Annotated in this window: 28 protein-coding genes; 18 read left to right on the plus strand and 10 right to left on the minus strand. The window is 41.3% G+C overall.

What is annotated here, in order from left to right; all coding sequences use genetic code 11:
- Positions 1-92: 92 nt before the first annotated feature.
- Positions 93-1,151 (minus strand): acyl-CoA dehydrogenase family protein, encoded by a 1,059-nt coding sequence (locus N1I80_RS00730; protein WP_340736078.1) that lies wholly within the window; start codon positions 1,149-1,151, stop codon positions 93-95.
- 24 nt (positions 1,152-1,175) lie between these two features.
- Positions 1,176-1,703 carry a DUF4242 domain-containing protein gene (locus N1I80_RS00735; RefSeq protein WP_340736079.1) on the minus strand — a complete coding sequence of 176 codons (528 nt, stop codon included), beginning with the start codon at positions 1,701-1,703 and terminating at the stop codon, positions 1,176-1,178.
- Positions 1,704-1,837: 134 nt separating this feature from the next.
- On the opposite strand from N1I80_RS00735, the gene N1I80_RS00740 reads away from it, so the two are divergent.
- Complete coding sequence (locus N1I80_RS00740; protein ID WP_340736080.1) at positions 1,838-2,272, plus strand: winged helix-turn-helix transcriptional regulator; 435 nt, start codon at positions 1,838-1,840, stop codon at positions 2,270-2,272.
- 141 nt (positions 2,273-2,413) lie between these two features.
- Here N1I80_RS00740 and N1I80_RS00745 read toward each other — a convergent pair whose 3' ends face one another.
- From N1I80_RS00745 to N1I80_RS00755, 3 genes are read right to left on the minus strand one after another with little or no spacing between them, the layout of a single operon-like run.
- On the minus strand, positions 2,414-3,175 hold the full coding sequence (locus tag N1I80_RS00745) for an ABC transporter permease (protein WP_340736081.1): 762 nt from the start codon (positions 3,173-3,175) through the stop codon (positions 2,414-2,416).
- Positions 3,176-3,180: 5 nt separating this feature from the next.
- Complete coding sequence (locus N1I80_RS00750) at positions 3,181-4,119, minus strand: ABC transporter substrate-binding protein (protein ID WP_340736082.1); 939 nt, start codon at positions 4,117-4,119, stop codon at positions 3,181-3,183.
- Between the two features lie 14 nt (positions 4,120-4,133).
- Complete coding sequence (locus N1I80_RS00755; protein WP_340736083.1) at positions 4,134-4,916, minus strand: ABC transporter ATP-binding protein; 783 nt, start codon at positions 4,914-4,916, stop codon at positions 4,134-4,136.
- Between the two features lie 427 nt (positions 4,917-5,343).
- On the opposite strand from N1I80_RS00755, the gene N1I80_RS00760 reads away from it, so the two are divergent.
- From N1I80_RS00760 to glpK, 4 genes are all read left to right on the plus strand, one after another.
- On the plus strand, positions 5,344-6,993 hold the full coding sequence (locus N1I80_RS00760) for a glycerol-3-phosphate dehydrogenase/oxidase (RefSeq protein ID WP_340736084.1): 1,650 nt from the start codon (positions 5,344-5,346) through the stop codon (positions 6,991-6,993).
- Between the two features lie 26 nt (positions 6,994-7,019).
- Entirely contained in the window at positions 7,020-7,589 is a 570-nt protein-coding gene (locus tag N1I80_RS00765) for a glycerol-3-phosphate responsive antiterminator (RefSeq protein WP_340736085.1), read from the plus strand.
- A gap of 188 nt (positions 7,590-7,777) precedes the next feature.
- Positions 7,778-8,608 (plus strand): MIP/aquaporin family protein, encoded by an 831-nt coding sequence (locus tag N1I80_RS00770; protein WP_340736086.1) that lies wholly within the window; start codon positions 7,778-7,780, stop codon positions 8,606-8,608.
- A 29-nt stretch (positions 8,609-8,637) separates the two neighbouring features.
- Positions 8,638-10,131 carry a glycerol kinase GlpK gene (gene glpK, locus N1I80_RS00775; protein ID WP_340736087.1) on the plus strand — a complete coding sequence of 498 codons (1,494 nt, stop codon included), beginning with the start codon at positions 8,638-8,640 and terminating at the stop codon, positions 10,129-10,131.
- Between the two features lie 249 nt (positions 10,132-10,380).
- Here the strand turns inward: glpK and N1I80_RS00780 are convergent, their stop codons facing one another.
- The 4 genes from N1I80_RS00780 to N1I80_RS00795 form a co-directional block, all read right to left on the minus strand.
- The gene (locus N1I80_RS00780) at positions 10,381-11,250 is read right to left on the minus strand and encodes a peptidylprolyl isomerase (protein ID WP_340736088.1); all 870 of its coding nucleotides are present in this window, start codon (positions 11,248-11,250) and stop codon (positions 10,381-10,383) included.
- 71 nt (positions 11,251-11,321) lie between these two features.
- Positions 11,322-12,728 (minus strand): HAMP domain-containing sensor histidine kinase, encoded by a 1,407-nt coding sequence (locus tag N1I80_RS00785; RefSeq protein ID WP_340736089.1) that lies wholly within the window; start codon positions 12,726-12,728, stop codon positions 11,322-11,324.
- Positions 12,725-13,426 (minus strand): response regulator transcription factor, encoded by a 702-nt coding sequence (locus N1I80_RS00790; RefSeq protein WP_340736090.1) that lies wholly within the window; start codon positions 13,424-13,426, stop codon positions 12,725-12,727. Before N1I80_RS00790 ends, N1I80_RS00785 begins: the two co-directional genes overlap by 4 nt.
- Before the next feature lie 110 nt (positions 13,427-13,536).
- Positions 13,537-14,757, minus strand: a complete 1,221-nt coding sequence (locus N1I80_RS00795) for a S1C family serine protease (protein ID WP_340736091.1) — start codon at positions 14,755-14,757, stop codon at positions 13,537-13,539.
- Positions 14,758-14,960: 203 nt separating this feature from the next.
- On the opposite strand from N1I80_RS00795, the gene N1I80_RS00800 reads away from it, so the two are divergent.
- From N1I80_RS00800 to N1I80_RS00825, 6 genes are all read left to right on the plus strand, one after another.
- Positions 14,961-16,355: a sigma-54 interaction domain-containing protein gene (locus tag N1I80_RS00800; protein WP_340736092.1), complete on the plus strand. Its 1,395-nt coding sequence runs from the start codon at positions 14,961-14,963 to the stop codon at positions 16,353-16,355.
- A gap of 128 nt (positions 16,356-16,483) precedes the next feature.
- On the plus strand, positions 16,484-17,197 hold the full coding sequence (locus tag N1I80_RS00805; RefSeq protein ID WP_340736093.1) for an acetoacetate decarboxylase family protein: 714 nt from the start codon (positions 16,484-16,486) through the stop codon (positions 17,195-17,197).
- 130 nt (positions 17,198-17,327) lie between these two features.
- On the plus strand, positions 17,328-18,740 hold the full coding sequence (locus N1I80_RS00810) for a sodium/proline symporter (RefSeq protein ID WP_340736094.1): 1,413 nt from the start codon (positions 17,328-17,330) through the stop codon (positions 18,738-18,740).
- 22 nt (positions 18,741-18,762) lie between these two features.
- Positions 18,763-19,494, plus strand: a complete 732-nt coding sequence (locus tag N1I80_RS00815; protein ID WP_340736095.1) for an acetoacetate decarboxylase family protein — start codon at positions 18,763-18,765, stop codon at positions 19,492-19,494.
- Positions 19,495-19,812: 318 nt separating this feature from the next.
- The gene (gene adh, locus N1I80_RS00820) at positions 19,813-21,354 is read left to right on the plus strand and encodes an aldehyde dehydrogenase (RefSeq protein ID WP_340736096.1); all 1,542 of its coding nucleotides are present in this window, start codon (positions 19,813-19,815) and stop codon (positions 21,352-21,354) included.
- 21 nt (positions 21,355-21,375) lie between these two features.
- On the plus strand, positions 21,376-21,732 hold the full coding sequence (locus N1I80_RS00825; protein WP_340736097.1) for a DUF779 domain-containing protein: 357 nt from the start codon (positions 21,376-21,378) through the stop codon (positions 21,730-21,732).
- A gap of 54 nt (positions 21,733-21,786) precedes the next feature.
- Here N1I80_RS00825 and N1I80_RS00830 read toward each other — a convergent pair whose 3' ends face one another.
- Positions 21,787-22,179 carry a thiol-disulfide oxidoreductase DCC family protein gene (locus N1I80_RS00830; protein WP_340736098.1) on the minus strand — a complete coding sequence of 131 codons (393 nt, stop codon included), beginning with the start codon at positions 22,177-22,179 and terminating at the stop codon, positions 21,787-21,789.
- 182 nt (positions 22,180-22,361) lie between these two features.
- Between N1I80_RS00830 and N1I80_RS00835 the strand changes: the two genes are divergently transcribed.
- From N1I80_RS00835 to N1I80_RS00865, 7 genes are all read left to right on the plus strand, one after another.
- Positions 22,362-22,550: a hypothetical protein gene (locus N1I80_RS00835; protein WP_340736099.1), complete on the plus strand. Its 189-nt coding sequence runs from the start codon at positions 22,362-22,364 to the stop codon at positions 22,548-22,550.
- 185 nt (positions 22,551-22,735) lie between these two features.
- A complete protein-coding gene (locus N1I80_RS00840; protein WP_340736100.1) occupies positions 22,736-23,065 on the plus strand; it encodes a PadR family transcriptional regulator in 330 nt (109 codons plus the stop codon).
- A complete protein-coding gene (locus N1I80_RS00845) occupies positions 23,062-24,180 on the plus strand; it encodes a DUF2812 domain-containing protein (protein WP_340736101.1) in 1,119 nt (372 codons plus the stop codon). The genes N1I80_RS00840 and N1I80_RS00845 overlap by 4 nt, the downstream gene beginning before the upstream one ends.
- A 36-nt stretch (positions 24,181-24,216) precedes the next feature.
- A complete protein-coding gene (locus tag N1I80_RS00850) occupies positions 24,217-25,317 on the plus strand; it encodes a DUF2812 domain-containing protein (RefSeq protein ID WP_340736102.1) in 1,101 nt (366 codons plus the stop codon).
- Between the two features lie 89 nt (positions 25,318-25,406).
- Positions 25,407-25,820 (plus strand): hypothetical protein, encoded by a 414-nt coding sequence (locus tag N1I80_RS00855; protein WP_340736103.1) that lies wholly within the window; start codon positions 25,407-25,409, stop codon positions 25,818-25,820.
- 350 nt (positions 25,821-26,170) lie between these two features.
- On the plus strand, positions 26,171-26,632 hold the full coding sequence (locus tag N1I80_RS00860; protein ID WP_340736104.1) for a hypothetical protein: 462 nt from the start codon (positions 26,171-26,173) through the stop codon (positions 26,630-26,632).
- Positions 26,633-26,657: 25 nt separating this feature from the next.
- Positions 26,658-26,993 carry a DUF4288 domain-containing protein gene (locus N1I80_RS00865; protein ID WP_340736105.1) on the plus strand — a complete coding sequence of 112 codons (336 nt, stop codon included), beginning with the start codon at positions 26,658-26,660 and terminating at the stop codon, positions 26,991-26,993.
- Positions 26,994-26,995: the final 2 nt, after the last annotated feature.

The following is a 26,995-nucleotide window of genomic DNA, read 5'->3' on the forward strand; positions in this document are numbered from 1 at the left end:
GTTCGATAGGTAGCAAATGAAAGTACAAGTACGTTTCATAAAGAAGGAATACATGTAAAAGCCGACTTGTGATGAAGTCGGCTTTTTGGTGGTTATGAACATAATACTTTCTCTAAATGCTTAATCGTCGGTGTTAAATTAGCGTAAAAATAAGCTTCCCGTAATCTTCTTGCAGGTGCGCTTGTATTTAGATAGGCAGCACTACCGTGGTGTAGCATGGCAGCTTGGACGGCATCAAGGGTTAAGTAAGCGGAATCCAATCTAATCTTTGCGATTGCTTTCCAGTCCCACTGTTCGGATTCAAGTAGAGTGACTAACTTTTTTTCATAATCCTCATTGGCTTCCTTCAGTTTTGTAGGTTGGGTTTGTAGAAATTGGTTGCAGCCATTTTGTTTTTGGTATACTTTTTCAATTGAATGAATGGATGCTGCAGTTACCCCGAGACCAAGAGGAATCTGATAAGCCATAAATACGGGGCGCACTTTTTCTACAAAGGTGTCGGCATCTTCGGAAATGACGCGGCTATCAGGAACAAATACTTGTTTAAAGACGCAAGCATATGTCGCACTGCCGTTTAGTCCGAGATAATCATTGCGCTCTTTTAGTGACAAGCCTTTTGAGTCGCAGGCTACTAAACACATAATGCGCTCATCATCGTTTAAGCCAGCGATTACTCCAAATATATGCTCTTTCCCTAAGTTTGAAATGGAGGGAAGTACGCCTGAGATGGTATAGCCACCATCGACTCGCTCCGCTTTTAAATGTAGATTTTCAAGCCCAACGTAAAATTTCATCGGATTGGAAAGGCCTGTTCCACCGAGTAAGCTGCCATTTTCGAGCTGCGCCAGTAGTTCCGCGCGTAGCTGTTCATTGTCCGTGTTCCGGACATACGTTAAAGCGGCTAAGTGGCACCATAAACAAAAAGCAGTCGTCATACATGTTTTTGCTGTTGTCGATACGATTGCGAGTTCGTCTAACAGAACTTCATTTTTCGTACGTCCAACAGAAGAAAAGAGCCCCGATTCACCGAGTTTACGTAAAAACGTTTCAGCATAAAAAGCATCCACATCAATCTGTTTCACGTATGGCTTCAATTCTTGCTCGATTAAAGCGTCGAGCACCTCTTTTTTGTCTACTATGCTATTGTTCATGGATACCACCTCCGCCTATTATTGTTAGCCTAAAATTTCTGTAATGGAATCGATTGGTGTTTTAACTGCTTCGCGTGCACGTTTGACAGCTGCCTCGTCAGGTGCATCATAGAAGCACAGACATTTTGACATATCTTCACAGACATACGTTCTAGCAAACGCCACTTCAGGAACTTCTTCGTAATGAACAGAATTTTTCTTTTTGCGAGCGAGATACTGATCCATTGTTAAGTCCTCTGGCAGGTTCCATTCCACTAAATAGTTGACAACGTCTTGCTGCTGTTTTACTTTTTCCAACTCATCGCCGACAAGCCGTACGTCTTTAATCAGTTCAATTGTAATGCCTGCCTCTTGTAACACACTAGATGCAGTTTCTTTGTCAGTTGCTTCGACAATGAAAAACGAGCGTGAAAAATCTTTTGATACTTGTAATTCAATTAGTGCCGCCTCTTTTTCACCAAGTTTTGCTTGGAGTTCAGCTGCCTTTTGATCAGCCTCTTGCTTAGTGCTCACGATACCACTTAAAGAAGATTCAACTAAAAATAATCCCATCGTTAAAACCAACCTTTCCAATCTGTATTATAAATCTTATTAGTTATAATATTATACTAAGTTAAAAAAAGCAACCCTATTAATCTAAATTTAATGTATAATCTAAATTATATTTCTTTGAAAGGATGCTTGTTGTGAAAATAAAATACGATTTACCTTGTAATATCGCTCAGTCTCTCAATATTATTGGAGATCGTTGGACGTTGCTCGTCATTCACGAAATTCTTATCGGGCAAACAACCTTTAACGAAATCAAGCGGGGACTAGATGGTATTTCTGCGAATCTTTTATCTGAACGCTTAAAATTATTAGAGGCGCAAGGGCTAGTGACATCAGAACTCTATTCCAGTCATCCACCTCGCTACCAATACACGCTTACCGAAAGCGGGAAAGACTTAGAGCATGTATTCCATGCACTCATTATCTGGGGGAGCGACCATTTAGATCACTGCTATAAAAAATTGGTACATACGACGACAGGTGACGAAGTAGGTCTTACCTATTATTCAAAACGAACGGGCGAAATCGTCCATGATATCCAAGCGGTAAGCCTTGAGGAGGAAGCATAATGCTTCCTTTTTTTCTTCCGTCCAGACTCCAGCACCTAGGGGCTCGGGTCATAAGCCATATTGGCTACGAGGCAAAAAACGCCTCTTCGCCAATCCGTCTTATGCCTGTCGCCCCTGAACAGGCGCTTGCGCTTTTCTTCTTCAAGAAGGGATTCCCCAATGACGGCCAACCCACAGCTCGAACAGTCCAATTAACCGATCGAGGATGAAACCGCATAGTCCTATGAATACAATACCGGCCAGTACACCAGCTAGATTCAGTGTATTGCGCGCATCGACAATTAAATAACCAAGACCAGATTGTGCGCCAACCATTTCACCGGCCACAAGGAAAATCCATGCAGCCCCGAGTGCCAGGTGAAGACCACTCACAATAGAGGGGAAAGCAGCTGGGAAAATAATTTTAACCATTAGTTGTGGCTGTTTAATCTCTAGGTTTTCAGCAATTTTTAAATAATCTTGATCGATTTTCTTTACGCCATTTACTGTTGTGAGTAGCACAGGGAAAAAGGCGGCGATGAAAATAATAGCGATTGCCGGCATATTGCCGATGCCAAACCACAGGACGATAAAGGGGGACCATGCCACAGGAGAAACGGGACGTAATACTTGTGCCACAGGGTCGACGATTTGCCAAACGCGTGGCATTCTGCCCAATAGCATTCCAAGAAGAATGGCTGGTATAACGGCCAGTAGGTAGCCAGCTGCAAACCGTCCAAGGCTCACCTGTAAATGAACAAAAAGAGAGCCATCCATCACCATATTAATAATCTCTTTCCCAACTGTTTGTGGGGATGGGAATAGTGCTTCCTCATAGCCACCAACGAGTATAATGAGCTGCCAAACGGCTACAAGCAACACCATTCCAATTGTAAAATTAACGAATTTCTTTACGATTTTCATCTGCATCACTTCGCTTTTTCAATAAATGTATTGTCGACAAATTCTTCATACGATGGAGGTTGATCGGATAAGCCCATTTCGACCATAAATCCTGAAAGCTTGTCATAGTCCTGCTGCTCAATTCGAAGGTTATCATAAGAAATCCACTCCAATGACAGGTCGAGTACCTCTCTATCGACCTTCATAAATTGACCGAAGGATTCGTAGACTACATCATCTTTTTGATTGGCAAGCTCTCCGGCAAGTGCATAGTGGTTGATAAAACTTTGTGTGACATCTGGATTTTTCGTTATAAAATCATTACGCATGACAAGGACGCAGCAATAAGAATCGGGCCAAATCTCGTCTGAATGATAATGTACTTGGCCCTTGTTCAGTACGACAGCTTGCGCCCCAAAAGGTTCAGCAACAACGTAACCAGCAATTCGATTTTCTGAAAGTGCGGCCGGCATTTCAGCAGGTGCCATTTCAACGACATTGACATCCTCATAAGTCATGCCGTCTTTTTTTAACATCTCATTCAATAAAATATTATGGGATGAAAATTTATGTGGGATGGCATATGTTTTCCCTTGTAAATCTGCTGTAGTGTCGATGTCATGTGAGGAAATCAGTACATTGCCATCTGTATGGCCAAGCGCGACAGCTTTCAAATCAATCCCTTGTTCTTTTGCTTTCATCGCTAATTCAATGAGTGCTGATGCCCCGTCAATCCGACCTGTGTTGAGAGCATCCATTAAATCAGGCCATGACCCGAATTTCACCATTTCAATTGTGTAATCCTCTTGAAGGTAGGCATCCATATAAAGTGGTCCAGCATGTGTGATTGGCAAATAACCAATTTTAATGATTGGTTTATCACTAGCAGCTTTTTCGTTAGGTTTCGAGCAAGCTGTTGTCAGAAGCAGTGCGCAAGCCACAAGTAGTATCGTCCATTTTCTCATCATTGTTCCTCCTCTTAAATCGAGTATTCGGACGTATTTGGTACGCCGCTTAGTTCGAACTCATCTAAAATTTTCTTGCGGAAGTAATGGAAGTCGCCATGACTTCGATCACGTGGTTTCGTCTGCGCGATTTTCATTTCCTTATAGATTTTGCCTGGATGGGAGCTCATAATGAGCACTCGATCTGATACATACACAGCCTCATCGATATCATGTGTGACGAGCAAAATGGTCGTTTTCTTTTGTGATTGAATGCGAACGAGCTCATCTTGTAAACGATAGCGACTAAATGTATCAAGCGCTGCGAAAGGCTCGTCCATTAAAATGACGTCAGGCTGCATGGCAAATGCGCGTGCAATGGCTACTCGTTGTTGCATACCCCCTGAGAGTTCGTGAGGAAACTTATGTAGATGCTGTTCAAGTCCGACGAGCTTTAAAGCATCTAAGACCCGTTCTTTTTTATCATCCGCCGATAATTTTTCTCCTTCAAGACCGAGTTCAACATTTTTCAACACGGATCGCCACGGAAGTAAGTTGCGCTGTTGAAATAACATCACGCATCTTTTTGTCGGGCGCTGTACTTGTTGACTGTCAAGTAGCACTTGTCCTTGATCAGCCTTCGTAAATCCGCCGACCATATGCAAAAGCGTACTTTTCCCACAGCCACTTTTGCCGAGTAATGTGACAATCTCTCCTTTTTGTATGGTGAAAGAAACATCATCAAGTACGCGAGATGGCTCGCTACCCGTGAAAAACGTTTTGGTTATACCTGAAACTGCAATCATTTCATCTGCCATAATGTGAAACTCCTTTCTGTTGAATATTAATAATTCCTATTAGTTTAGTTGGTTTAGAGTTATCTTATTATACTACGTCCAAAAAAACAACCTTGTATATGAAATTTTCTGTTTTTTAGAAGTGAATAGAGCTCGAGGGTTTCCAAAATCACCGACATATGATAAACTGAAATCAAGTTAATAGATAACGGTTTGAGCTCATGAGAGACCTGACGACATTATTGCAAATATGCAGTAGTGTGCGTTCGGGTCTCTTTTTTTTAATCAATTACGCCTTGGCCTAATTGCGTCCGAATTTTGAATTGCGCTTGTGCAATTAGTTCCTTTCAAAATTTATGACATCCGCCGGAGGCTTAACTTGATTCAGCAGAAGTTCCTATCTTCTGCTGAATCAAGTTAAATAAAATAGCAAAGGGAGAAGATTATTATGAGTACATTTTCAGCTTTGGAGAGACAGTCTACGTTTGACAAAATGGCAGGTGAGCCATTCGATTTACTCGTTATTGGAGGGGGAATTACGGGTGCAGGTATCGCTTTAGACGCGGCAACACGCGGTTTGAAGGTGGCGCTTGTGGAGATGCAGGACTTTGCATCGGGCACGTCAAGTCGCTCCACTAAATTGGTGCACGGGGGATTACGTTATTTAAAGCAGTTTGAAATTAAAGAAGTGGCAGAGCTCGGAAAAGAGCGTGCAATTGTTTACGAAAATGGTCCTCATGTGACGACGCCTGAATGGATGCTGTTACCGTTTCATAAAGGCGGTACATTTGGTAAGTTGTCGACATCATTTGGACTGCGCGTCTATGACTTTTTAGCAGGTGTGAAGAAACAAGAAAGAAGAACGATGCTGTCACTAGAAGAAACGGTTCGTAAAGTCCCGATTGTCAAAAAGGATGGCTTGCTTGGTGGTGGGGTCTACGTGGAATACCGCACAGATGACGCGCGTTTGACGATGGAAGTAATCAAGGCGGCAGTGGAAAATGGTGCGGTCGTTACGAACTATGCTAAGGCGGCGCAGTTTATTTACAATGACAGTAAGCAAGTAGTAGGTGCAGAAATTCAAGATATGCTGACAGACAAGATGGTGTCTGTTCAGGCGAAAAAAGTTGTCAATGCGACGGGACCATGGGTAGATGATGTACGGGAAATTGACGGTTCGAAGAGCGAGAAGCACCTGATTTTATCCAAAGGGGTTCACTTGGTATTTGACCAATCTGTTTTTCCGTTGCAGCAGGCAGTCTATTTCGATACGCCTGACAAACGCATGGTGTTTGCGATTCCCCGGGATGGCAAAACGTATGTAGGGACGACGGATACATTTTATGATGCGAGTCGCGCCACGATTAAGATTACGACAGAGGATCGTGCGTACATCATGGGGTCGATTCACTATATGTTCCCGGATTTACAAATCGCTGAAAAGGATATTGAGTCCGGCTGGGCAGGAATTCGTCCGCTTATTCACGAAGACGGTAAAAACCCTTCTGAAATTTCGCGGAAAGATGAGATTTGGCAATCAGATTCGGGCTTAATTACCATTGCGGGTGGAAAATTAACGGGTTATCGTAAAATGGCGGAAACGGTTGTAGGAATGGTTGTTGAGAAATTGGCTGCAACAGGCAACAAGCAATTTGGTCCATGTGTGACGAAAAGTTTCCCGATTTCGGGTGGAGATGTGGGCGGTTCTTCCAAGCTACAACAATTTTTGTATGCTAAAAATAAGCAAGCGCAGCGTTTAGGGTTGGATGAACAACAAGGCCTCAAATTGGCGAAAATGTATGGATCGAATGTGGAAACGGTATTTGGCTACTTGGCAGATAATGATACAGTGTTACCTGCTGTTTTATATGCCCAATTAATGTATGCGATTCACCATGAGATGGCGGTTAAACCAACTGATTTCTTTATTAGGAGGACGGGGGCTTTATTATTTGATATCACTACCGTTATGGAGTGGAAAGATCAAGTGATGACTGAAATGGCAACGATTTTTGACTGGACAGAGGAGCAGCAGACGCGTTATGCGGAGGAGTTACAGCAGGAAATCCTGTGTGCAACAACTGCAGTCAAGTTATAATTGTTCAAAAGGAGAGTGGAGATGTTATGCCTTTTCGTGAACAAAAAATTTTACCGGCTTTGCGTAATTTGAAGCAGCTCGAATCATTGTTGGGTAGCCCTTATGAATATATTGTCTTATTGGAAGTGCATATTAGTAATCTCAAAACGATTAAAAACGAATCAGATCGCTATGGTAAAAAAATTATTATTCATGCGGATTTAATCCAAGGATTGAAAACGGATGACTATGCAGCAGAGTTTCTTTGCAATGATATTCGGCCAGCGGGTATTATTTCTACCCGGTCGAATATGATTATGAAAGCGAAGGCCAAAGGGATTATTGCGATTCAACGGATGTTTTTATTGGATACAATTGCTTTGGAAAAGAGTTATTCGCTCATTGAACGGACGAGACCGGATTACATTGAAATTTTGCCAGGGGTCATTCCTCAAATTATTAGTGAAGTGCATGAAAGAACGGGGATTTCAATTATTAGTGGGGGACTTATTCGATCAGAAGAGCATGTTCATGCGGCATTAGATGCGGGAGCAAAGGCTGTAACGACGTCTAATCAGCAGCTGTGGGCAGCGTTTGCGAACGATAGCCAATCCTAATTATTAATTTATTTCCAAAAAAGTGTTGACAATAGTTTGAATGTTTACTATACTGTGGCTAGGTTAATAAAAAGTGGTTGAGCATTGAGGTCCACATTTATTCATTCTGCACATAGCGGATGATTAAATGTGGACTTTTTTTATGCTACCATGCGTAACCGCTTACAAAAACAAAGGAGGAAGACGAAATGACACCATTTTTGGGGGAATTGATTGGTACAATGATTTTAATCATCTTTGGGGCAGGGGTAGTCGGTGGTGTGTTGATGAAAGATTCAAAGGCAGAAGGTGCTGGCTGGATTGTCATTACGCTTGGATGGGGACTTGCTGTGACGATGGGCGTTTACGCAGTTGGAAACTTTAGTGGTGCCCACTTGAATCCAGCGGTTACAATTGGACTGGCTTCGATTGGAGAATTTCCATGGGCTGATGTGCCAAGTTATGTCCTGGCACAAATGATTGGAGCTATCCTGGGGGCAGTCATTATTTACTTCCAATACCTACCTCACTGGAAAAAGACAGAGGACCAAGGTGCGAAATTAGCAGTATTTGCGACATCACCTGCGATTCGTCATCCACTATCGAATTTGACAAGTGAAATGATTGGGACGTTTGTCTTGCTATTAGGCCTTTTGATGATTGGAGCGAATGAGTTTACGGAAGGATTGAACCCGTTAATTGTGGGTGCGCTTATTGTAGCTATTGGTATGTCACTGGGTGGAACAACTGGTTATGCCATTAATCCGGCACGTGATTTAGGGCCAAGAATTGCTCATTTCTTCTTGCCAATTGCGGGCAAAGGCTCGTCTGATTGGAGTTACGCATGGGTCCCGATCGTAGGCCCGATTCTGGGAGGTACGTTCGGAGCACTGTTTTATCAACAATTTTTCACAGGTGTTAATAGTGTTGCGTTTTGGGTAGTTGGAGCTGTTGTGTTGGCTGTTCTGTTAGGAGCACAGTTTACGCTTAAAAAAGAAACTGAAGTAGTTGTGAAACAAAGAGTTGCTAAAGGTGCATAACACTAAAACTTATATAGGGGGAGAACAATATGACTGAAAAATATATATTGGCACTTGATCAAGGAACGACGAGCACGCGAGCTATTTTATTTGATAAAAAAGGTGAAATTTTTCATACTTCCCAACAGGAATTTACGCAGTATTTCCCACAATCAGGATGGGTTGAGCATCGGGCAGATGAAATTTGGAGTTCGGTTTTAGCTGTTATTGCAGGTGTGCTATCTGAAAAAAATATCGATGCCGATCAAATTGCTGGAATTGGAATTACGAACCAACGTGAAACAGCTGTTGTCTGGGATAAACATACAGGCGATCCGGTTTACAATGCGATTGTTTGGCAATCGCGACAAACGGCTGATATTTGTGAAGAATTAAAAGCGCAGGGTCACTCTGACATGGTTCGCGATAAGACAGGATTGCTCATTGACGCTTATTTTTCAGGCACCAAAGTTAAATGGATTTTGGACAATGTGGAAGGTGCAAGAGAGAGGGCGGAGCGAGGCGATCTATTATTTGGAACGATTGATACATGGTTGGTCTGGAAATTGTCCGGCGGTAAAACGCATGTGACGGATTATTCCAATGCTTCAAGAACGCTAATGTACAATATTTACGACTTGCAATGGGATCAGGAATTGCTGGATATGTTGGGCGTACCGGCATCTATGCTTCCTGAAGTCCGCCCTTCATCTGAAATCTATGGTCATACAGATGAGGATCTATTCTTTGGTCATGCGGCGCCACTTGCGGGAATTGCAGGTGATCAGCAGGCGGCGCTATTTGGTCAGGCATGTTTCGAGAGTGGTATGGTGAAAAACACATATGGAACAGGTTGCTTTATGCTGATGAATACGGGTGAAAAGGCCGTTAAGTCGGAGCATGGCTTATTAACGACACTTGCATGGGGAATTGACGGCAAAGTGGAATATGCACTTGAGGGTAGTATCTTTGTTGCCGGTTCAGCGATTCAGTGGCTTCGGGATGGGCTGCGGATGTTCAGAGATTCGGCAGAAAGTGAACGCTATGCAGATCGTGTAGATTCAACAGAAGGCGTTTACGTAGTACCGGCATTTGTTGGACTAGGTGCACCTTATTGGGATAGTGATGTAAGAGGAGCTGTTTTTGGATTAACGCGAGGTACGTCGAAAGAGCATTTTGTACGGGCTACGTTGGAATCATTGGCTTATCAGACGAAAGACGTACTGGATGCAATGGAGGCAGATTCGGGGATTACATTGAAAAAGTTACGTGTGGATGGCGGCGCTGTAGCAAATAATTTCTTGATGCAGTTCCAAAGTGATCTATTGAACGTACCAGTTGAGCGCCCGGTCATTAGTGAAACAACGGCATTAGGTGCAGCTTACTTGGCAGGTTTAGCTGTTGGATTTTGGAAGGATCGTTCTGAAATCGCAGCACATTGGCATCTCGATAGCCAGTTCCAACCAGAAATGGAGCAAGAAACACGTGAAGAAATTTATGGCGGCTGGCAAAAAGCTGTTCGTGCGACAATGGCTTATAAATAAATAAATTAACAGGGTACGCCGCATGTTTGTATGCGTTGGTACCCTGTTTTTTGTGAGAGTAAAGTCCTGATTCGCCAATAAGTTGCTGGTAAGTGCCAATAAATCGATTCCGAACGCCAATAAGTGGTCAATGGACGCCAATAAACGGTCGGTAAACGCCAATAACTTTACACTGTTGCTATATTGATTTGTATTGAATGAAGGACGAAAAACGGAAAAGCCCATAAGCTTTTCCGTTCTACTCATCATTTACTTCCCTAACAACGAATTCTCAATATCATATTGCTCTTTCACTTCATCCAACCAATCAGTATACTCTGTCTGCATTTGTTGTTCGATTAACAGCTTTTTAATATCCTCTTTACTATCCTCGTAAACAGCCTCTTTTGCTGCCTCTTTATCGGTGACGTGAATGATATGGTAGCCATGTTCTGTTTTTACAGGTTCACTAATTGCATCAATTGCTAGTGAAAATGCAGCTTCTTCAAATTCAGTAGCCATCTCGTCGCGACCAAAGTAGCCTAACTCTCCGCCATTTTCAGCATTTGCGGCATCTATTGAATACTCTTTTGCTAGTGCTACAAAATCTTCACCATCAGCTAGTTTTTGCGCAACTTCTTTTGCTGTTGCTTCATCTTCAACTAAGATATGACTGGCTTCAACTTGCTCCACTGTGCTCAGTGTTTCTTTGTTTTCATCGAAATAGGCTTTAGTTTCCTCGTCTGTTATTTCGATGCGAGGTTCAACCACTTTTCGGATGGACAAATATTCAATGATACTGTCCTTGTATTCCTTTTCGGTAATACCGGCTTGCTCTAACGCGGCAGCAAAGGCTTCTTCCCCTCCGTTACTTTCAACATGGGTTGCAAACTCCGCATCTACTTCTTCATCAGGAATGGTCACTTTCTCCTTTTTCAATTCCATGGCAATCACTTTATCTTCAATCATTATATCGAGCGCTTGTTGTCCAGAAGCTTTGACAAGCGTGTCATACAATTCTTCTTTGGTGATTTTTTCACCACCAACAGTTGCGACGATTTCTTCATTCTCTTGTGAACACCCCGTTGCTATCACAAGGATGACAGCAATTACTAGCGGGTATAGCCATTTTTTAGACATGTATTCTCCTCCAAAATCATTGATTACCTTCATGGTACATCGTAAATATGAACAAATTATTACGGAGGAGGTTAGTTCGGTAATAAAATCGTGAATGTCGTACCTTTCCCTTGTTTACTAGACACTTCAATCGTTCCATTATGCATTGTGACAAGCTGTTTGACGATGGATAGACCAAGTCCGAATTCTCCATATGGATTCGTAGTCCGTGACACAATCGCCTTATAAAAGCGTCCCCAAATTTTTTCAACATCATCTGGGTCAATGCCAATACCTGTATCTTCAATTTCAATCACGGTCATATCGTTCTGCATATAGCCACGCAAAAAGATGGATCCATTTTCGGTAAATTGAATACTGTTTTTCGTAATGTTAATCAAAATCTGGGTGAGCCGATCATAATCAGCATGGACAATCAAGGTAGGAGCTACATCGACAATAATTGTATTTTGCTTTTCAGCCGCGACACCCTCAAGCTGGTCCTGAATAATTTCCAGCAGTTCAATGAGTTGGATATCTTGTTTGAGTAATGTAATTTGGTTAGAACGAATTTTTTCATAATCTAGGTTTTCATTGACCAGCCGAATGAGTCGCATTGTTTCGCTGCTAGCAAGCTGAAAGCCTTTTTCTTTTTCTGTTTCCGAAATCATGTCGTTTCTCATGCCTTCGATAATACCGCGAATGGTTGTTAGTGGTGTTCGTAGTTCGTGGGAAACGTCTGCCATGAACTGGCGTCGTCGGTTTTCCAGGCTTTCGATTTCCTCCATTGATACATTCAACTTTTCGACCATTTTGTTGAAGTCTTCAGCAAGTTCACCGATTTCGTCGACATTGGCGGATGGAATACGCACGGAGTAATCACCTTGTGCAACAAGTGACGTAGCTTCTCTCAGTCGTTTGATGCGTTTACCGTGGAAATTTGATAAGATCCAACTGAGTAATAATGCGACGGCTAGCGCGAGTACCATTGTGAATAGCAAATAGGTATTCATCTGCGCAATGACTTCCTTTGAGCCTTTAATCGGTGATGTCAGTAGAATGCCACCGATAAACTGGTTGTTTTGGACATAGGGAAGTAGGACGAAGGTGACGGCTTCGTCAAAACGCTTGAAATCCTGTTTAACTGTGACGGTTTTACCGTTTTTAATCTCCTGCCATTCTTCCTCACTCAATAATCCAATGACCGGCGCTTTTAACTCGGTAGAATAAATGATAGCTGATTGTTCATCGAATAAAATGTATTGAATATCACGACCATTTAGCACATGTTCATAGGCTTGTAGCGTACTCGTCGAATTGCGAGGGTTGCGATTAAGGTCGCGTAAAATAGTTTGTCCATACGTCGCGAGTTCTTCAGTTTTATTGTCATAGACAAATTGCTCCACATAATGAGAGAACAGCACACTTAGTATTAAAAAGGCGATGACGATAACGCTGACATGGCTTGCGAGTTGCTGGTATAAGTATTTGACTTTCACTTAGTGTCACCGAGTGTTTCATCAAACCGATAACCGACGCCCCACACGGTGTGGAAAAAGGGTTGCTCTTCTGTCGCGATTTTCGTCCGAAGGCGCTTAATATGAACGTCGACGGTACGGTCATCGCCGTAGAAATCATAGCCCCAGACATTGTCTAATAATTGCTCGCGTGAAAAGACTTGTTTCGGGTGCTGGGCGAAATGGGACAACAAATCGAATTCTTTTGGTGTTAAATTAAGGACGGGCTTACCGTCTAATAGTACTTCACGTGTGTGGTGATTGATGTTGAAATGAGTGGTTTGAATGACGCCCTCTTGTTGCTCGCCCACTTGTTGTGGTGAATACCTGCGTGTCACGGCTTTAATGCGTGCCATCAGAGCGAGTGGACTAAATGGTTTCGTGACATAATCATCGGCACCCATTTCAAGCCCAAGTACTTGGTCTGATTCACTGTCTTTCGCGGTTAGCATAATAATCGGACCTGCATATTTTTCTTGCCTTAGTTTCCGGCAAATGGACACGCCATCCATTCCTGGTAGCATCCAATCAACAATTAAGCAGTCCCAATGGGCTTCACTTGCGCGGCGATAACCTTCAAGACCGTCTTTGACGAATTCCCCTTCGATGCCTTCCTTTGAAAAAAACAGTTCAATCATCGAAGAGACGCTTTCATTGTCTTCAATTACTAAGATTTTCAATGACTTTATCTCCTCTCATTTTGTAGTAGGTATCTTCAAGGTAAATCGGGAATTAGAAATATGCAACTAGAAAGACCTTTGCTTCGGTGGCAAAGGTCTTTGCTAAGTGATTATTCAATTGTTGTTTTATTACTCGTCAGTGTGACTTCGATTGTTTTTAATTCCGCACCGCGGTAAACCGTAAATGTAGCGGTATCACCAACTTTGAGCTGGGAATATAGAAACTTGCGTAGTTCCGTTGGACTAGTGATATCAGTGCCGTTAATGGCGGTGATGACGTCTTCCACTGCAAGTCCAGCTTTGCCAGCTGCGGATAATGGATCGACACTGGCCACCATTACGCCGCCTTCAACTGTTTGAGGAAGTTTTTGCAAGTACATTGGTGGCACTTGTGCGAGATTTGCAAGACCGATGCCGATGTATGGACGCTCAACTTGTCCATGTGAGGTCATTTCTTCAATTAGTGGAATGACCTCGTTACTCGGGATGGCGAAGCCGAGCCCTTCAACGCCACTTTCAGAAATCTTCAAGCTGTTAATACCGATGACTTGTCCGGCTGAATTGAGTAGTGCGCCACCACTATTTCCGGGGTTAATGGCTGCATCTGTTTGAATGACGTTCATTTCCCATTCGCCGGCTGATGTATTGACGTTAATGGCCCGATTGACAGCACTGACAATCCCCTGTGTCACGGTGCCGGAGAAATCAAGTCCGAGCGGATTGCCGATGGCGACAACTGCATCGCCTGCACGTAGCTGATCTGAGTTACCAAATTCAAGTACTGATTTGGCATACTTTGCATCAATGGTGAGGACCGCCAAATCGCTTAGCGCGTCTTTACCGACTAGTTCGGCTGTTGTTTTTTCTCCACTTTCTAGTGAGATTTCAAGCTTTTCAGCTCCATCAATAACGTGGTTGTTGGTAACGATATACGCTTTGTCGCCCTCGATTTTGTAAATGACACCCGAGCCTGTGCCGCTATTCACCGCTTCTGTGCTTTGTGCGAAGCGATTGCCTGAATTCTTGTAATTGACGATGCCGACAATGGCACTGGATGCTTGCTCTACCATATCTGCAAGTGACGTTGGGTTTTTGACAGATGTTTGTTGCACATTATAAGGCGTATTCGGTGTAGTCACCGGGATTGTCCCTTGAGCACTTGGCTGTAAAATGTCGGTATTGGTGACGACTCCTAATGTAAGCATGGACCCTATGACACCCGCTCCGATTGTTGATAAAAATCGTTTACCTGAACCACTTTTTTTCTTTGGTGCCTTTACAACTTCTTGCACCGGAGTTGTTTCTTCTATTGTATTTAATTCGTTATCCATAATGAATTCCTCCCGTTTAATCTGATTACCTTTATTCTAAGAGGCAAATATGAACAAACTATTACCGGGAAGTTAACAATTCATGAAGAGTGAAATGGTTTTATGGAGCCTGGGAGTTGAAGTATTGATTATACTTTGGCAAAGTTAAGTTAACTGAAATAATAATGTTGAAGGGGAAGAGGACTACTATGGACTGGGAGCGCATGATTATTAATTCTATCAGTGAGGGCGTAATGGTTATAGATACAGATTTAACTATCATGTTTGCAAATAAAGCTGTTAACTCCATTGGATTGAATTATGAATCGATTATTGGTAAAAGCATTTATGACGTCTTCCCCAATTTGGTAACTAACCAAAGTACCTTTGTGAAGGTTTTGGAGACCGGGAAAGAAAATCTTAACAATCAGCAAACATTTGTGACATATAGGGGTGAAAAAAAAACAACTATGACATCAACATTTCCAATAATGAAGGAAGGAGAAGTTGTTGGTGCATATGAAATATTTCGGGACTTTTCTGCACTGCAAAACTTGAAAGAACAATTAGTGGATTTACAGGTGAAACAAATCGTGCATAAAGATAAAGTGAATAACCATAGGGAAGAGTTCAATGACTTTATTGGAGAACATGAATCGATATTAAAAATTAAAGATCAAATTAATTTGCTCGCAAATTCTCCGTCTCCCCTTTTAATTTATGGAGAGACCGGTACGGGCAAAGAGGTCATTGTACAAAATATCCATCGTGCAAGTTCTGCTAATATCCCTTTAATCACTCAAAATTGTGCTGCTATTCCTGATAATCTGTTAGAGTCTTATCTTTTCGGTACAGTTAAAGGTGCATTTACGGGAGCGATGGATAAGGAAGGCTTATTTGAAATTGCTAATGGAGGAATTTTATTTTTAGATGAAATAAATTCATTGTCAAAAAATATGCAAGCAAAGCTACTTCGTGTTATTCAAGATCAAAAAGTAAGAAGAGTAGGTGGAACAATCGAAATCCCCGTGAACGTCCGGATTATTTCGGCTACCAATGTTCATCCGAGAGAGCTTCTTGCTAACCAAGAAATTCGAGAAGATTTATATTATCGATTAAATGTGTTATACGTAGAACTACCGCCGTTAAGACGTAGGAAAAAAGATATTCCGATCCTCATTCACCATTTCATAGATCACTTTAATGAAGTATTTAAGAAAAACATACAAACGGTATCAAACGATGCTGTTGAGTATTTGGTGAACTATTCTTGGCCGGGGAACATTAGAGAGCTAAAGAATACGATTGAAAGGTTAATGAATATCGTTCAATCAGATTCTATCGAGAAAACAGATATACAATTCACTGATTATCTTCGAGTCTCAGCTCCAGACGATGGAAGTCAAGTCGCAATTGGAGAAGCACGGAGGAAAAGTTTTAAGGAAGAAATTCAGAAGATAGAAAAGGTACTAATTATTGAAGCCTTACAGCAAGCCGGAGGAAACATTTCTCAATCGGCAAGGAATTTAGATATCCCGCAGCAAACGTTAAGTAATAAGATAAAGAAATATGGGTTGGAATCGCATATTCATAGATTAAAACTACTCAAATATGAGTAACTACCTAAAACTTAATACTAAAAAGAGTAATTAATTAATAAAACACTGAAAATGCGCCATTTTCAGTGTTTTATTAATTGGCACGCTTCTTGCATTATATTAGTCAAACACAAAAGGAGAGAACAATTATGACAAAATACGAATACTCAATCTTACCTGAATATGCACCATTGTATCCGAAACTTCCATACCGCTATACGGACTATGAAAAGGTAAGTTTGTATTGCCGTGGAGATAAAGAAAAAATGCAAAAGCTGTTGCCAAAAGAATTTACGGTGACGGATGATGTATTTGAAGTATTTCTTTTAAGAAATAATGAAATTGATGGTTTGGATAATTACAATGAAGGCGGGCTTATCATTCCCTGCTCGTACAAAGATATCAATGGTGCTTGTATGTCATTTGAATACGTGGATACAGATGATGCGCTATGCGCAGGAAGGGAAATCTGGGGATACCCGAAAAAACTTGGTGAAATCGAGTTCAATGTAGATGGAAATAAAGTTTCAGGTAGTGTAAGTCGAAAAGGGAAAAAAATAATTGACGTTAACTTTGAAGGAGATGGAACTGAATTTGAACAGCCAAATTTATTCCCAAGGCTTCAAGTGAAAAGAATGCCACATGTCGAGCACGATGGAACACAAATCAACACAATTCTGAAAAACGAATTTTACGATGCTGTCACAAAAAAAAGAGTCACTGGTAAGGCGACGCTCAATTGGGAAGAATCTGTGGATGATCCACTAGCGTCATTGGGGGATGTTGAAGTGGTTGGTGCTGTCTATATCGTTGGTGGTTATACACTTTCCTATGGGAAAGTAATAGACGATTTACAAAAATAAACTAATGAGTGGTGAATGAAATGGGAAATATGGGATTAGTGTGGTTTTTCTACGTTATTGTTCCGGCTTTGGGATTTATAGCTACATTTATTCTAGCTAGCAGGGCTGAGAAGAAAAGGGGAGCTGAATAATGCTAATAGTATTTTGTATATATTTAGTTATAGTGTTTACTGTGGGAATTCTATCGGAAAGACGGATGACTAAAAGTGAAGAAGGTTATTTTCTGGGGGATCGAAATTTTGGTCCGTGGGCAACTGCGATTAGCGCAGGAGCAACGGATACAAGCGGTTGGATTTTTATAGGGGCCGCTGGATATGCCTATGCTGCTGGGATATCTACTATGTGGATGCTCCCTGGATTTATTGTTGGTTATCTCATTAACTGGTTTGCGGTTGCTCCTCGTCTTAGAAAAGAGGGGGCAGAGTTAGGTGCACTAAGTCTAGTTGACTTTTTTAGCCTGAAGTTGAAAGATCGTACGAATACGATAAAAATTGTGGCGAGTATTATTGTGATCATATTCTTTACTGCTTACTTAGCATCTCAATTGACTGCTGCGGGGAAAGCCCTCAATTCAATTGTTGATTTTGATTATAGTTTAGGATTGATTTTATCTGCAGCATTTGTATTAGGTTATTCCATTTTTGGAGGATATAATTCTGCTGTATTAACAGATCTTTTTCAAGGTCTATTAATGTTGTCGGTACTATTGGTTTTCCCTCTTTATATGATCCTTTTTGAAATGGGCGGGTTTGGGAGCTTCTTTAGTACATTGTACTCTATTGATCCGATTTTACTTTCCTCAGCCGGAGGGGCAACTGGTGCAGCGGCATTCGGTATTATTATAGGATTAGTAGGTTTCGGGATAGGGGAGCCAGGTCAGCCGCATATTGTACAACGATTCTTGTCAGCAAAAGATGATAAGACAATAAGACAAGCCTCTTTAATCGCGATGTTCTGGGTTGTTGTAGTTATGACAGGTTCTAATCTACTTGGACTAATCGGAAGAATCATGATGCCTGAATTAGCAGATCCAGAATATGTATTTCCAACGTTGGTCGGAGTGACGATGCACCCAATTGTTGCCGGAGTTATCATAGGGGCGATATTTGCTGCAATCCAATCGACTTTTTCTTCACAATTAATGGTCGCAACTCAATCTTTTGCTAGCGACTTGTTAAAAGCGGTAACAAAGAAAACGTATTCAGATAAACAAATGATTAGAATCAGTAGGATAACGATGGTCGTATTTGGTGTAATTGCGACTTTGATTGCGTTAATGGAAATTCAAGCTGTTTTTGAACTTGTTCTTTATGCCTGGGCGGGATTGGCTGCGAGCTTCGGAACTGTATTGATTTTGTTGCTGTACACAAAGAAAGTTACGAAATGGGGAGCAGTCTGGGGAATGATTACTGGTTCCGTCGTAACAATAATATGGATTAATACACCGTGGGCACAGTATATGTATGAACTTATTCCGGCGGCAATTGCTTCAATAATTGTCATTCTAGTCGTTAGTAAGTTTACAAAAGAAGAAGTTAAGTAATGTTGTTGAAGGAGTGGCTAGTATGACAAACAAATCTTATAATACACCTGCACATGCGCCTATGTTCCCGGATCCTTTTGTGCCTTACGAAAGTCCAGACTATGTTTCTTTATATGCAGTGACTAAAGTGAATGAAGAGGAGGTACGACGAATTCTGTCCTTTACTCCATTTGAATATGTAAGTAATGAAGCTGTGATTTCGATTACAGACTTCAGCAAATGTAACAAAATTGCTTATATGGATGCAGCAGTTGTTATTCCAGTTAAATACGGAGATAAGTACGGTGGATACTATATTTATGAGTATGAAAATAATGATGCAGCGATTGCGGCAGGTAGAGAGTTATGGGGATATCCTAAAAAGTATGCCAAGATTTCATTAAAAGAAGAGAATGGCGTATTTTATGGGAAAGTTGAAAAAGGTGGGAAGGTGTTCTTGGAAATTACTGGGGAGAAATCAGAGGAAGACTTTATTCCGTTGGTAGAGCCTAAAACTACTCCACATCTATTAATGAAGACAATTCCCAATCCAAGTGGAGGTTCATCGGTAAGACAAATAATCGAAAGAGATACATCGCCCGATTTCAAATTGAAAGAAAAGTTGCAGGTGAGTGTTAATGTGAAAATACAATCTACTGAAAGAGAACCGTTAGATTTGCTTCAACCAGTGAAAATTCTAGGTGGTGGAGTTATCAAAGGTGACTTTTATGCAACTGAAGAAAATGGATGGGGAAAAATTATTGGGGATTATTAATAAAGGAAAGGTTTCCAACTTCGCCGGAAACCTTTCCTTTAGCGTGAAAAAAATATGGGATGTGAAGCTATGAATATGAATGGCAAAGTAGATATTACATCTGAAAGTGATGTGAATACTTGTCGAAATATCACGAAAACAAGTAATTGAATTATTTAATATAATCTGATAGAGTCGTAGGATGAACTTCTTTTTTTATTTCAACGCATTTGTAAGCGTATTCATTTATTTGGTAATGGTATGTATGCATAAGGTGGAAATTTGCAACGTATAGTAGCGGGGTGTAAAAATAGTTCAACATACGAGGAGGAATGGACAATGGTTCAAACAGTAGAAAATCCAGTTTATGCTTTTCCAAACACAGAAGGGGCGAAGGTGAATTTCAAGGAACGTTATGATAATTTCATCGGTGGTAAATGGACAGCACCTGTAAATGGACAATACTTTGACAATCCAACTCCAGTGACGGGCAAAGTGTTTACGCAAGTGGCTCGTTCAACGGCAGAAGATATTGAACTTGCACTAGATGCTGCACATGCCGCAAAAGACGCTTGGGGGAAAACGTCTGTTACGGAGCGCTCCAATATTTTATTAAAAATTGCAGATTGTATGGAACAAAACTTAGAGATGCTAGCAGTCGCAGAAACGTGGGAAAATGGTAAAGCAGTCCGTGAAACGCTGAATGCAGACTTGCCGCTTGCGATCGACCATTTTCGCTATTTTGCAAGTGCGATACGCGCACAAGAAGGCGGCGTGAGTCAGATTGACAATGACACAGTGGCGTATCATTTCCATGAGCCGATTGGTGTCGTTGGACAAATTATTCCGTGGAACTTCCCGATTTTAATGGCGGTGTGGAAACTTGCACCAGCACTTGCAGCAGGAAATTGTGTCGTGTTGAAGCCGGCAGAACAAACGCCGGCATCTATTATGGTCCTTATGGAGTTAATTGAAGATTTGCTACCAGCGGGTGTTGTTAATATTGTAAATGGTTTTGGCTTAGAAGCAGGAAAGCCACTAGCTTCAAGCCCACGCATCGGTAAAATTGCGTTTACGGGTGAAACGACGACAGGTCGGCTCATTATGCAATATGCTTCACAAACTGCTATTCCTGTAACACTTGAGTTAGGTGGAAAATCACCAAATATTTTCTTTGAAGATGTGATGGATCAGGACGATGCATTTTTGGATAAAGCAGTAGAAGGTTTTGTCATGTTCGCGCTGAACCAAGGGGAAGTGTGCACATGCCCTTCACGTGCCTTAATCCAAGAATCAATTTACGATAAATTCATGGAACGTGCACTTGAGCGTGTAAAAGCGATTAAAGTAGGTAATCCACTTGACCCTACAGTGATGATGGGCGCACAGGCGTCGACGGAACAGCTAGAGAAAATCCTATCTTATTTAGATATTGGTAAACAAGAAGGCGCAGAATGTCTAATTGGTGGAGAGCAAAACCAGCTAGAAGGCGAGTTGGAAGGTGGCTATTACGTTAAACCAACTGTCTTTAAAGGCAACAATAAAATGCGGATTTTCCAAGAAGAGATTTTCGGCCCTGTCGTGTCTGTGACAACGTTCAAAACAAAAGAAGAAGCGCTTGAAATTGCTAATGATACATTATATGGTCTCGGTTCAGGTGTGTGGACGCGCGATATGAATACAGCCTATCGTTTTGGTCGCGGTATTCAAGCGGGACGGGTGTGGACAAATTGCTACCACGCTTATCCGGCACATGCTGCATTCGGAGGTTACAAAGCATCTGGTGTTGGTCGAGAAAATCATCTCATGATGTTGAATCATTACCAGCAGACGAAAAATATGCTTGTTAGCTATAATGAAAATAAGCAAGGCTTCTTTTAAGAGAAAAGGAGGGGAGTGTGGATGACTGAACGCGTAATGGCAACAGACGCTACACTGGAACTCATTGAATTTTTGGCAAAGAAACACGGTCCGCTCATGTTCCACCAATCGGGCGGCTGCTGTGACGGATCATCGCCGATGTGTTATCCAGACGGAGAACTCATTATTGGTGATCAAGATGTTCTTCTCGGATATATTGGAGGAGCTCCGTTTTATATGCATAAAAACCAGTTTGAGTATTGGAAGCATACGCAGCTCATCATAGATGTTGTCAATGGTCGCGGTGGTATGTTTTCGCTCGAAGGTGTTGAAGGTAAACGCTTTTTGACAAGGTCGCGAGCGTTTACAGCGGAGGAGAACAAAGAATTGCAAGTGTGAATAAATGATTAAAGCCTTCTGGGAGATAAAATCCCGAAGGCCTTTTCTGCTTAATTAAATGAATCGCTTCCGAATCTCGGGAGGCGGTAGCATACAGGCATCTTCCTTTTTCCCGAACCATTTGTAGCGATTTTTCGCGAAGTAGTCGTAAAAGATGTCACGGATTTTGCTTGGTACGACTATAAATATGAAAAATAGATGCCATAAACCATCTAGCTTTTTGGCGATATGCAGTGCCGCAGAGGACTTTGTAAACACTTTGTCATTTTCGATTAACACTACACCGTCAATATCCGTTGGTATAGCATATTGTTTGATGAGCTCCATTCCTTTTTCACTTTGCAATGAAGTAAAAAGAAAATGGGCGGCTGGATCACGTTTAATAATAAACTGCACACTTGAATCGCAAAAATTACAATCGCCGTCAAATAATACAATACGTTTCATGGGATAGATAACCTCGCTCTTTATTGATTAGTATAGCCTTATTGAACAAATAATAACATCATAATAGGCGCAAACATTTACGTTAGACGGAAAATTTAGTATAATGAAAGAAAGAGTGAAGTAAGTGAGTTATTTTCCATCGCATGTAGCCACGGTTAATATGTAGAGGAGGATGATTTATTATGGAACGCTTACCGATTGATCCAGCAGAGGTAGAACTAAGGCAGAACCGGGATTTCATCGCTTCCATGAAAATGATTGGTGAAGGAGCTCCTATTTACGAACGTTATGAAGAAGACGAGCCAGTCATGAAGAAACGGCAAGAACGGGATGGCTTTGATGTAGAAGATCTGCCACGTGACTACCAATAATCGTAATCCCCACAGTGATGTGGGGATTTTTCTATGGAATAGAGTGATTTGCTGATTAGTTTCTACAGGGTCTTCCAACTAGAGGAGGACCTTTTTGAGTTGTCAGAATATAATTGACTCATTATGTCACATCGTGATATAGTCGAGTTGTGACATAGTAGTGTATAGAACGGATGTGATTCCGCTTGAAAATAGAAAAAGTAATTAAATCCTATAGTCCGATGACGGAGACAGCGTTTTACATTTTGCTGTCACTCATAGAACCCCGCCATGGCTACGGCATTATTAAGCATGTAGAAGAATTAACGGAAGGCCGACTAGTGCTGGGATCTGGAACCATTTATGGCACGCTAACGAAAATGCAACGAGATGAAATTATAACCGTCTATGCAGATGAAAAACGTAAGACTATTTATGAAATTACAGATGTTGGGAAAGCGCTAATGCGCCATGAGATGGGACGATTGAAGGAGTTACATGCCAATGTAATCAAGCATGAGGGGGCATTCCAATGACGATGAAAAAATGGCGTCCACTTTGGAGTTATGATGTGGAGAAAACGGAGCGTTGGCTATCGGAAATGGCGGCGGAAGGGAATAGCTTGACGGACGTGGATCGAATGACACGTATGTTTACATTTGATCGAACTGCTGCTGAAACAGTGCACTACCAAGTGGTCTACGATAAATCTCGTAGTGTGTTGCCTCGAAAGTTAGAAGAGGCGGGATGGGAAGAAACACTAGCGGAGAAAAAGTGGAAATTCATGAAAAATGAATTCGTGGGTATAAGTGTATTTCCTTCGCGCGAAGGCGTGCTGAAAAGGAATCGATTACACTTCTATGTGTTAACTGGATTGGCTTTCTTTTATGTCATGCCATTACTCATGATGCTTATCAGCTTGATTATGCTACTCAGGGGCATTGGCACAGTACATCCAAGTCCATTGTGGTTAGTAACAGTAATCTTTTTTCTGCAAATTTTGATTGTCATGGGCCTTGCCGTTTTTGTTAATCAAAAATTGAAAAGGTTTGAGACAACATTTTTTGGTGGGGCTATGGATGTTGAGGAGTCCTCCGGTAAAACATTTGTAAAATGGCGATTTGGTTGGATGTATGCCCCAGATATACTGGAAAGCTGGTTGGCTGAAATGGCGGCGGAAGGCAATCATCTTGTCCGGGTTGGAAAACCAGGTGTTAGATTTGTATTTGAAAAAGGGGAACCCAAATGTGTGTCGTATGTATTTGATTATCAATTGAAAACAGCTCCTTCTTACTTCGATGTTCATAAGAGTGCGGGGTGGAAGCTGAAATACACTTCACCTTATTCATTCATGAAGTATTCTTTATGGGCACAACCGTATGATGATGGGTTTGATAAGCTGCGATTTACGTATGATTCTAAGGAAAAGAAAGCACAAGTTCGAAAAGTGGTGCTATCCGCAGTTACGCTGTTTGTGTATTTAGTTGTACTTACTTTATTTGCTCTTTTCGCCAACTATTCAATGTATCAGGGGAATGGGTGGACATTGTATGGCAGGATTCTCGTTGGGTTGTTGGTCGTGGCATTTGTATTCCATATATCAAATATGGTGCGTACGTTGAAATATGCATTTAGAATGCGAAAAGTATAATTATAGACTTTATTTCTAGCATGAGGGGGCATTCCAATGACGATGAAAAAATGGCGTCCACTTTGGAGTTATGATGTGGAAAAGACAGAGCATTGGCTGTCGGAAATGGCCGCAGAAGGACAGCATTTAACAGCTATGAATCGGTTGCTGCGCATTTTTACGTTTACGCACGAAGACGCGAAGATAACAAACTATCAAATTATGTACGATAAATCAGAACAACCATTACCAAAGGGATTGGAAAATGCAGGATGGGAAGTAGCTGCTAAAGATCAAAGATGGAAAGTGTTAAAAAATTCTTTTGCTGATATAACAGCATTTCCCTCACCCGAAAATAGACTAAAGCGTAACCGTGTTCACCAAAATGTATTGAGTTGGATGACGAGGTTACTGTTCTTCATTATCTTCTTTTCATTATTAATGGGAGTGCCAGACGGTGAGCCGAATATCTATTGGCTGGTAGGTGTAATCTTTATCGGGCTTATGATCCTTGCTAGAGTACTTTTCTTTTATGTATCCAATAAAGTAGAAGTAGCTGAAAAACAATTTTTCGGGGAGTATGCGCATATAGATGTGATTGAGCCGTTGGGTGAAACACTCGTTAAGTGGCGATTAGGTTGGATGGAAGCCCCGGATAGAATAGGAAAATGGCTAACGGAGATGGCGGCTCAAGGACATGTACTGATTCAAATCAAAGGTGCACGGTTTATTTTTGAAAAAGGACAGCCGAGACAGATAGCTTATATACTCGATTACCACTGGACAACATCGCCTGCCTATTTTGACATGCATAAAAGTGCTGGCTGGCAGCTGAAACTTACGAACGGATTACGGTTTACGAAGTACTCGTTATGGGCACAGTCATACAATAAGGGGGATACTCCTCCACAATTTACAAATAGCAATCAGGAAAATAAAGCGCAGTCTAGGATATTACTGGTTACCGCTGCTGTGGATGTATTACTTGTAGGGGCATGGATAGCGATAATTTTCGTGAAGAATTATTCAGCGTTTCAAGCAGGTAATCTAATTTCATTTGAAAAAGTGATGTTGTTGGTATTTACCATCCTTGCTGTTTTCATCATTATAGGTGCAATGCGTTCATTGAAATATGTCATCAGAATGTGGAAAATCTAATCGCAACTCATAGCATTTTCCTTTCCTACTAGTTGCTCGCCCGTTTGTCCTTCGACTTCTCACATGTAATAGAAGGAGGAGGTGAGAGTATGATGCAACATGGACAATGGAACTCGAATCAGATGCAGGGGATGTGTGGGTGCAATAAAATGCACGGCCAGTGCGGTTGTAATCAGATGCGACCAAGCAATCAGATGCAACCGATTGTGTGTCCAACACAGTATCGATGCCACGATACGTTCGTTCGTCAAGAAGTTCCTGTTATTCATCCGATTGTCAACGTGAACCGACAGCACACTGTGGTGGTGCCGCGCAATTACGTGACAGAAACGACTAGAACAGTACCGGGTTCAACGGTGTTCCCGCAGGGTGGTCAACAGTTTGGCGGCGGTTTTGGTCCGCAACCAGGTGGCTTTGGCCCAGGGGGTGGAGGAGGATTTGGTCCTGGATTTGGAGGACCTGGCCCACAATTTGGCGGCGGTAGTTTCGGCCGTAGATTTTGATGTGATTAATGATAAGAGGAATGTATTCGTCAGCTTCTTGTGATTATTGGTGGAAGATGCGGACGTATATAATGGAATAAAGTAAAGAAAGGCTTCTATCAGTCAAATTGTTGACTGATAGAAGCCTTTTTCTTTATTCAGTCGTTCCGCTTTGCTCTAGATAGACATTTATCGCTTCCCTCTGGACAAAAAAGAGTAGTTGAAGCCACTCTCATTAATCCTAACAATATAAATATAAATGCATAACACGCGTAATCGTCAGAATAATCACTTCTATTTATTGATAATCCTTTCCCTTTAATATATACTAATAATTAAGTTCAGAGTAAAAAAAGGGGATATATGGAGAAATGTTGAAAAAATTATCAAGTATATTTTTATCAGGTGCTTTACTACTTACTTACACACCGGTTAGTGCACTAGCAGCAGAAAAAGAGGATGGTGACTTTTTACCATCGGAATTAGAGATTGTTATTGATAAGGATTCAGAAGTAAATCCTCAGGCTACTATCGGCTTTCTGTATTTTGTCCCAGGTATAGGACCAGCCCTTGCAATTGGAACAGGAATCTTTGTAGTGGGTTACACCTCTTATACAGTGGGGACTTGGATTGGAGATTGTATAAATTCGTTCATTGAAAAAGAGACAGCAGATCAATATATCTCTAAAAATAGAAAAGCAGGTATTCGAGCTAAATTTCCAGGCCAGTATTTAGATAAAACCCTTAACGAAATTGAAAAGGATGCTAAGGCAGGTAATTCAGATGCAAATACAGCAAAGAAACTGCTAACTGATGGCCGTTGGAAAAAATAATTAAATTGTTTTGGGGTGATAAATTATGCCTATCTATTCAGTTAAAGTATTATTAGAATCTACTGTAGTGCCAAACAATTATCCAACTGAAATATTATTTGAAGAAACCATTAGATTGCTAGAGGTTACAGATCAAGATGAATTAGAAACAAAAGTACGTAATTATTTTGTTGATGATACTTATGAAAATGCAGAGGGCGGACAAGTTACATGGAGCCTGGTAAAAATTTTGGATATATTCGAGGTCATGGTTGAGTTCAATGAGGATATTAATTTTAAAGAGGTCTACAGCCGCTATTTACATTTTGATAAGCCGATTACTGCAAATGAAGTCATAGAATTGTATTCCCTTGACAAGTAAGT

Source organism: Sporosarcina sp. FSL K6-3457 (assembly GCF_038007285.1).
Lineage (GTDB): Bacteria > Bacillota > Bacilli > Bacillales_A > Planococcaceae > Sporosarcina.

Coding starts and splice junctions, on each gene's coding strand:
- N1I80_RS00730 (WP_340736078.1), bottom strand. CDS start 1,151: ATGAACAATAGCATAGTAGACAAAAAAGAGGTGCTCGACGCTTTAATC.
- N1I80_RS00735 (WP_340736079.1), bottom strand. CDS start 1,703: ATGGGATTATTTTTAGTTGAATCTTCTTTAAGTGGTATCGTGAGCACT.
- N1I80_RS00745 (WP_340736081.1), bottom strand. CDS start 3,175: ATGAAAATCGTAAAGAAATTCGTTAATTTTACAATTGGAATGGTGTTG.
- N1I80_RS00750 (WP_340736082.1), bottom strand. CDS start 4,119: ATGAGAAAATGGACGATACTACTTGTGGCTTGCGCACTGCTTCTGACA.
- N1I80_RS00755 (WP_340736083.1), bottom strand. CDS start 4,916: ATGGCAGATGAAATGATTGCAGTTTCAGGTATAACCAAAACGTTTTTC.
- N1I80_RS00760 (WP_340736084.1), top strand. CDS start 5,344: ATGAGTACATTTTCAGCTTTGGAGAGACAGTCTACGTTTGACAAAATG.
- N1I80_RS00765 (WP_340736085.1), top strand. CDS start 7,020: ATGCCTTTTCGTGAACAAAAAATTTTACCGGCTTTGCGTAATTTGAAG.
- N1I80_RS00770 (WP_340736086.1), top strand. CDS start 7,778: ATGACACCATTTTTGGGGGAATTGATTGGTACAATGATTTTAATCATC.
- glpK (WP_340736087.1), top strand. CDS start 8,638: ATGACTGAAAAATATATATTGGCACTTGATCAAGGAACGACGAGCACG.
- N1I80_RS00780 (WP_340736088.1), bottom strand. CDS start 11,250: ATGTCTAAAAAATGGCTATACCCGCTAGTAATTGCTGTCATCCTTGTG.
- N1I80_RS00795 (WP_340736091.1), bottom strand. CDS start 14,757: ATGGATAACGAATTAAATACAATAGAAGAAACAACTCCGGTGCAAGAA.
- N1I80_RS00800 (WP_340736092.1), top strand. CDS start 14,961: ATGATTATTAATTCTATCAGTGAGGGCGTAATGGTTATAGATACAGAT.
- N1I80_RS00805 (WP_340736093.1), top strand. CDS start 16,484: ATGACAAAATACGAATACTCAATCTTACCTGAATATGCACCATTGTAT.
- N1I80_RS00810 (WP_340736094.1), top strand. CDS start 17,328: ATGCTAATAGTATTTTGTATATATTTAGTTATAGTGTTTACTGTGGGA.
- N1I80_RS00815 (WP_340736095.1), top strand. CDS start 18,763: ATGACAAACAAATCTTATAATACACCTGCACATGCGCCTATGTTCCCG.
- adh (WP_340736096.1), top strand. CDS start 19,813: ATGGTTCAAACAGTAGAAAATCCAGTTTATGCTTTTCCAAACACAGAA.
- N1I80_RS00825 (WP_340736097.1), top strand. CDS start 21,376: ATGACTGAACGCGTAATGGCAACAGACGCTACACTGGAACTCATTGAA.
- N1I80_RS00830 (WP_340736098.1), bottom strand. CDS start 22,179: ATGAAACGTATTGTATTATTTGACGGCGATTGTAATTTTTGCGATTCA.
- N1I80_RS00835 (WP_340736099.1), top strand. CDS start 22,362: ATGGAACGCTTACCGATTGATCCAGCAGAGGTAGAACTAAGGCAGAAC.
- N1I80_RS00845 (WP_340736101.1), top strand. CDS start 23,062: ATGACGATGAAAAAATGGCGTCCACTTTGGAGTTATGATGTGGAGAAA.
- N1I80_RS00850 (WP_340736102.1), top strand. CDS start 24,217: ATGACGATGAAAAAATGGCGTCCACTTTGGAGTTATGATGTGGAAAAG.
- N1I80_RS00855 (WP_340736103.1), top strand. CDS start 25,407: ATGATGCAACATGGACAATGGAACTCGAATCAGATGCAGGGGATGTGT.
- N1I80_RS00860 (WP_340736104.1), top strand. CDS start 26,171: ATGTTGAAAAAATTATCAAGTATATTTTTATCAGGTGCTTTACTACTT.
- N1I80_RS00865 (WP_340736105.1), top strand. CDS start 26,658: ATGCCTATCTATTCAGTTAAAGTATTATTAGAATCTACTGTAGTGCCA.